This is a genomic window from Achromobacter sp. (assembly GCF_036567245.1).
Lineage (GTDB): Bacteria > Pseudomonadota > Gammaproteobacteria > Burkholderiales > Burkholderiaceae_B > Achromobacter.
Window position 1 is genome coordinate 1 of sequence record NZ_DATCUY010000111.1, and the last position, 5,523, is coordinate 5,523.

Sequence of the window (5,523 nt, forward strand, 5' to 3'; positions counted from 1 at the left end):
TTCAGGCCGCGGCGGCGCGGGCGTGCTGCTCCAGCTGTTCCTTCAGGCCGGGCTGCAGCTTGAGCTGGCGGGCCAGTTCGTCCAGGTAGGCGCGCTCCATATAGCTTTCCTCGTCCACCACCAGCAGGCTGGCGAGGTACATCTCGGCGGCCATCTCCGGCGTGCGGGCGGACTGCGCCACCGCGGCCGGATCCAGCGGCCGCGACAGTTCGGTTTCCAGCCAGCGGCGGTCCTGGGCGTCCGAGGACAGCTTGGACAGTTCGGTTTCGAGCAGGGCGCGTTCTTCGGGGCCGATATGGCCGTCGGCCTTGGCCGCGCCGATCATGGCGGTGAGCACGGCGGTGCTGTGCTGTTCGGCTTCCGGCGCGGGCAGGCGATCCAGCGTCTGGGGCGGCGCGGCGGGAGCGCCGGCCTGGTTGCGTTGCCAGTCGCCATAGGCGCGGTAGGCCAGGGCGCCCAGCGCCGCCATGCCGCCGTACATGGCGACCTTGCCGCCGATCTTGCGGGCTTTCTTGCTGCCCAGCAGCAGCCCCAGCGCGCCCGCGCCCAGCGCGCCGCCGCCCAGACCGGTCAGAAAGGATGAACCTTTGCCGCCGGTGGCGTTCTGCACGCGGTTGGTGGTGTCCGACAGCAGTCCTTGCCCGGACTGCAGCAGTTGGTCGAGTAATTGTCTGGCGCTCATGCGGCCCCCTTAAAGATGTGCTCAGGTATTGCGGATAGAGATATCCGACCGGGGCCGGAGCCAGAAGTTCAGCTTACAGTCAGTTGCTTGCGCCGGGTGGCGTCGTCGGGGGGCTGCCAGGTGCTACAACGTGGTCTGGGGCGGCCGCGGCGGCCGCCCGCCAGGACCCGTTACCAGGAGACAGGACCCATGAGCATCCGCGTGCGCCAGAATGCGCCCAACACGCTGCAATTCACCGCCACGGCCGAAGGCCACGATTTGCCGCTGGATATGCCCCAGCCGCAGGGCGCCGGCCCTGATCCGCATGACTATTTCGATACCGCGCTGGGCGGCTGCAAGGCCATGACCCTGATGGTCTACGCGCAACGCAAAGGCCTGCCGCTGGAGTCGGTGGGGGTGGAAGTGGTGCGCGACGCCGGCGAGGAGCGCAAGGGCATCTACCGCCTGACGGCCAAGCTGACGCTCAATGGCGAGCTGTCCGACGCGCAGATCGACGAGCTGCTGGCGGTGGCCGAGAAGTGCCCGGTGCACAAGCTGATGACGGCGGTGGACGTGCAGGTGTCCACCGTGGTGGTGCAGCCGGCCTGAGCGGGCCGGCTGCTGCGGCCGGGGCCGATGACCCCGCCGCGAGCGGCTTTAGTCTTCCATGCCCGGGACGATGGTCGAGAAACCGGCGTCCACGTGGGTGATTTCGCCCGTCACGCCGGCGGCCAGGTCCGACAGCATGAAGGCGGCGACGTTGCCCACGTCTTCGATGGTGACGTTGCGGCGCAGGGGCGCCTGGGCTTCCACGAACTTCAGGATGGCCGAAAAGTCCTTGATGCCGCTGGCGGCCAGGGTCTTGATGGGGCCTGCGGAAATGCCGTTGGCGCGGATGCCGCGCGGACCCAGCGCCGTGGCCAGGTAGCGCACGCTGGCTTCCAGCGAGGCCTTGGCCAGGCCCATGGTGTTGTAGTTCGGAACCACGCGCTCGGCGCCCAGGTAGGTCAACGTCAGCACGGAGCCGTTACGGCCTTCCATCAGCGGCAGCGCGGCCTTGGCCATGGCGGCGAAGCTGTAGGCCGAGATGTCATGCGCGATGCGGAAGCCCTCGCGCGACAGGCCGTCGAGAAAGTTGCCGGCGATGGCTTCTCGCGGGGCGAAGCCGATGGAATGCACCAGGCCGTCCAGGCCGTCCCAGTGCTGGCCGAGTTCGGCGAAGGCGCCTTCGATCTGGCTGTCTTCGGCCACATCGCAGGGCAGCACGATCTTGCTGCCGAATTCGGCGGCGAATTCGCCCACGCGGTCCTTGAAGCGGTCGCCCACGTAGGTGAACGCCAGTTCGGCGCCTTGCTGGTGACAGGCGCGCGCAATGCCGTAGGCGATGGATCGGTTGGAAAGCACCCCGGTGACCAGGATGCGCTTGCCGGCGAGAAAGCCCATATATCTATCCTTTGATTTTTTCCCTCTGGAGACCGCCTATTTTAAGGAGTTTGCGCGGTTTCGCGATATGAAAAAACCGGGGGCCGGATCTGCCCGGATTGCGCTTCAGGACGGCGGTTCGGGCGGCGGGAACAGGCGCACGAAGCTGGCGAGCAAGGGATCGCGCTGGTCGGCGCGCCAGACCAGTTCAAGATCGAATGCCAAGTCTATGCCGCCGACTTCCTTGAAGACGACGCCGGCGGGGCCATGCTGCCTGAATGAAGCGGGAATGATGGCGCAGCCCAGTCCGGCCGACACCAGGCCGAGGATGGTGGGAAGATCAGTGGCCACGGCGGCCGGCCGTGTCAGCGGAATGCCGGCGGCCTTCAGGATGCGCACCAGCGCGTCATAGTGGGAGGGCGACCCGGCGCGCGGGAACAGGATGAATTTCTGGCCCGCCAGGTCCTTGAGCGAGCGGACTCTTCCCAAGCCGCGCGCCACTGCCGCGGGCATGGCGAGGACCATGCGGTCCTCATAGATTTTCATTCCTTCCACTTCGCTATCCAGCGGCGAGCGCCAGGCGACGACACCCGCGTCCAGCTCGTGGCGCTTGATCGCATCCAGCTGCCAGGCCGACAGGCCGGGCTCCACCATCACGTCGGTATCGGGCGAGGCGTGCGACAAAGCCGCGATCGCCTCCCCCAGGCCGGGCAGCCAGCTATAGCCGGGCATGACGCCGATCTTCAGTGTGCCTGCCTTGCCATTGGCCGCCAGCGCCACCTGTGCCCGCAGCGCTTCGCTGCCCGCCAGCATCAACTTCGCCTGGGCCAGCAGGGCCTCGCCGGCACGCGTGAGCGCCACGCCGCGAGGCAGCCGCACCAGCAGTTGCGCGCCGAATTCCTCTTCCAGGGCCATCATCTGGCGCGACAGCGCGGGCTGGGCGATATGCAAAGCCTTGGCCGCTCCCGCGACGCTGCCGGCGGCGCATACGGCCACGAAATAGCGCAACTGCCTCAACTCCATGCCATGCCTCCCAGGCATACGTTATACGCACCAAAAGTATTTGTTGCGAATGCATCAAATACCTATATTTTCCCACTGGATCCCATAACGTATACCCAAAAGGTCTATGACGAAACCGACATTCCGCGAGTCGCCGCTGTTGCGTGACCGACGGGTCGCGCATTTGCCCGCGCGCAACCCGCAGTGCGCGACGGCGTTCACCGACATCGATCTCGACGCGCCGGGCCGCCAAGCAGGCTTTCTGCATATTCCGCAGTCTCCTCACGACGACGCCTGGGGCACGGTACGCATACCCATGGCGGTGCTGGCGAATGGCGACGGACCCACGGTCATCCTGGAAGGCGGCAACCATGGGGACGAATACGAAGGGCAGATCGTGCTGGGCGAACTCATCCGCGATCTGCCGCTGGACCGCGTCCGGGGCCGCCTGATCGTCATGCCTTCGCTCAATGCGCCGGCTGCGGAGGCCGGCCTGCGCACCTCGCCGCTGGACGGCAAGAACCTGAACCGCACGTTTCCCGGCGACCATGCCGGCAGCATCACGGAACAGATCGCCGCCTATGTCAGTGACCAGTTGTTCTCGCGCGGCGACGCATTCCTGAGTCTGCATTCCGGCGGCTCGTCCCTGGACATCATTCCCAGCGCGCTGGTACAGCCTTCGAAAGATGCAGAGCAGACCCAACGCAATATCGACGCCGTGATGGCCTTCGGCGCGCCGTTCAACGTGCTGCTGGACACGCTTGGGGACACGCGCACCAGCGTCGCCACGGCGGTGGCTGCGGGACTCACCTGCGTCAGCACCGAGATGGCGGGGCGCGGCACCGTGACGGACAGCGCGCTCGCGCTATGCCGCGCCGGCGCCTTGCGCGTGCTGGCGCATTGGGGCGTGCTGGACCAGGCCTGTGCCCAGCCGCTGGCGGCGCAGTCCGCGCCCCTGTGCAAGGTCAGCGGCGCGAAGTCCTACGTCATCGCCTCGGAGCGGGGCGTGTTCGAGGCTTACCATCGGCATGGCGAGGCCGTCGAAGCCGGCCAGCCCGCGGGCCGCATCCACCAGACCTTCGATCCGCGGCGCGCGCCGGTCGAACTGGCTTACGGGACCAGCGGCGTTGTCTTCGCCAAGCGCCATCCCGGCATCGTCGTGCCCGGCAACGTCTGCTGCGTGGTGGCCAGCGCGGCCTGAGGCCGCAGCCCGATTCACTTTTTCAGAAAACAGAACATGGCAATCCATATCGAAACCCCGGCGCTGGCATCGCGCGCTTTCTCTCTGCGCAGCGGCAAGGACGTGCGCCTGAAGATGGAGGCGCTGCAGCCTAGCGGCTCGTTCAAGGCGCGCGGCATAGGCCATGCCTGCCAGATCTACAAATCCCGCGGCGCCCGGCGCTTCATCTCTTCGTCCGGCGGCAACGCCGGTTATGCGGTGGCCTACGCCGGCCGCATGCTGGCCACGCCGGTGACCGTGGTGGTGCCGGCCACGACTTCGGAGCGCGCCAAGAGCCTGATCCGTTCCGAAGGCGCGGAAGTGATCGTGCACGGCGCCTCCTGGATGGAGGCCAACGCCCGCGCGCTGGAACTCATGACGCCGACGGACGCGTTCCTGCATCCCTTCGATGATCCCTTGCTGTGGGAGGGGCACGCAACCATGATCGACGAGCTGGCCCAGCAGGGTGGGCGGCCGGATGTGGTCATCTGCTCGGTCGGCGGCGGCGGGCTGCTGTGCGGCGTGGTCGAAGGCCTGCGGCGCAACGGCTGGGCAGAGGTGCCGGTGATCGCGGCCGAGACGGCCGGCGCGGATTCCTACGCCCAGGCCCTGAGCGCGGGGGCGCCGGTGCTGTTGCCCGAAATCAGGTCGATTGCGACGTCATTGGGCGCGCGCCAGGTCTGCGACCGTGCGCTGGACCTGGCGAAAGAGCATCCTATCGGGAGCGTCGTCGTATCGGACGCCGCCGCGGTGGCGGCCTGCGAAGATGTGCTGCTGGAGCACCGTGTCCTGGTCGAACCCGCCTGCGGCGCGTCGGTGGCGGCGCTGGACAGCGGTTCGGAATTCCTGAAGAGCGCCCGCTCGGTGGCGGTCATATTGTGCGGCGGCGTGGGCGTCACGGCGGGCCAGCTGGAGCAATGGAGCGCGCAGTTCGCCGCGCAGTCCCGCTAGCGGGCCGCCGGGCATAAAAAAAGGCGCGTCCCGCGGGACGCGCCTTTTGCATTCAAGCGGCGATCAGCCGCGGGCGTTGGTGCCCGGCACGCGCAGCTGCGAGCCCACCTTCAGGGCGCTGCCCTTGATGTTGTTGAGTGCGCGCAGCGCGTCGACCGAGGTGCCGTACTGCTTGGCCAGCGAGAACAGCGTGTCGCCCTGGCGCACCTTGTGGGTGCGGACATTGGGGCGGGCGCTGGCGACGCGGGCAGCCGGCGCTTGCGCGGCG

The 5,523-nt window shown here is 67.6% G+C and carries 7 protein-coding genes; 3 read left to right on the forward strand and 4 right to left on the reverse strand.

All coding sequences use genetic code 11. The annotated features are described in order from the left end of the window. Position 1: 1 nt before the first annotated feature. Positions 2–682: a tellurite resistance TerB family protein gene (locus VIR09_RS04935; RefSeq protein ID WP_062681219.1), complete on the reverse strand. Its 681-nt coding sequence runs from the start codon at positions 680–682 to the stop codon at positions 2–4. Between the two features lie 189 nt (positions 683–871). Between VIR09_RS04935 and VIR09_RS04940 the strand changes: the two genes are divergently transcribed. Further along, positions 872–1,270: an OsmC family protein gene (locus tag VIR09_RS04940; protein WP_332011865.1), complete on the forward strand. Its 399-nt coding sequence runs from the start codon at positions 872–874 to the stop codon at positions 1,268–1,270. 48 nt (positions 1,271–1,318) lie between these two features. On the opposite strand, the gene fabI is transcribed toward VIR09_RS04940, so the two are convergent. Together fabI and VIR09_RS04950 are read right to left on the reverse strand one after the other, a co-directional pair. Beyond that, a complete protein-coding gene (gene fabI, locus VIR09_RS04945) occupies positions 1,319–2,104 on the reverse strand; it encodes an enoyl-ACP reductase FabI (RefSeq protein WP_013391441.1) in 786 nt (261 codons plus the stop codon). Positions 2,105–2,209: 105 nt separating this feature from the next. Beyond that, positions 2,210–3,106 carry a LysR family transcriptional regulator gene (locus VIR09_RS04950; RefSeq protein ID WP_332011866.1) on the reverse strand — a complete coding sequence of 299 codons (897 nt, stop codon included), beginning with the start codon at positions 3,104–3,106 and terminating at the stop codon, positions 2,210–2,212. Between the two features lie 106 nt (positions 3,107–3,212). On the opposite strand from VIR09_RS04950, the gene VIR09_RS04955 reads away from it, so the two are divergent. Further along, positions 3,213–4,286 carry a succinylglutamate desuccinylase/aspartoacylase family protein gene (locus tag VIR09_RS04955; RefSeq protein ID WP_332011867.1) on the forward strand — a complete coding sequence of 358 codons (1,074 nt, stop codon included), beginning with the start codon at positions 3,213–3,215 and terminating at the stop codon, positions 4,284–4,286. Between the two features lie 36 nt (positions 4,287–4,322). Beyond that, entirely contained in the window at positions 4,323–5,255 is a 933-nt protein-coding gene (locus VIR09_RS04960) for a pyridoxal-phosphate dependent enzyme (RefSeq protein WP_332011868.1), read from the forward strand. A gap of 63 nt (positions 5,256–5,318) precedes the next feature. Here VIR09_RS04960 and VIR09_RS04965 read toward each other — a convergent pair. Then, positions 5,319–5,523: LysM peptidoglycan-binding domain-containing protein (locus VIR09_RS04965; RefSeq protein ID WP_332011869.1), on the reverse strand; the 205-nt coding region annotated here is incomplete at its 5' end.

Bases quoted from the DNA above. Each gene is read 5' to 3' on its own strand.
- VIR09_RS04950 (WP_332011866.1), bottom strand. From the start codon at position 3,106: ATGGAGTTGAGGCAGTTGCGCTATTTCGTGGCCGTATGCGCCGCCGGC.
- VIR09_RS04935 (WP_062681219.1), bottom strand. From the start codon at position 682: ATGAGCGCCAGACAATTACTCGACCAACTGCTGCAGTCCGGGCAAGGA.
- fabI (WP_013391441.1), bottom strand. From the start codon at position 2,104: ATGGGCTTTCTCGCCGGCAAGCGCATCCTGGTCACCGGGGTGCTTTCC.
- VIR09_RS04955 (WP_332011867.1), top strand. From the start codon at position 3,213: ATGACGAAACCGACATTCCGCGAGTCGCCGCTGTTGCGTGACCGACGG.
- VIR09_RS04960 (WP_332011868.1), top strand. From the start codon at position 4,323: ATGGCAATCCATATCGAAACCCCGGCGCTGGCATCGCGCGCTTTCTCT.
- VIR09_RS04940 (WP_332011865.1), top strand. From the start codon at position 872: ATGAGCATCCGCGTGCGCCAGAATGCGCCCAACACGCTGCAATTCACC.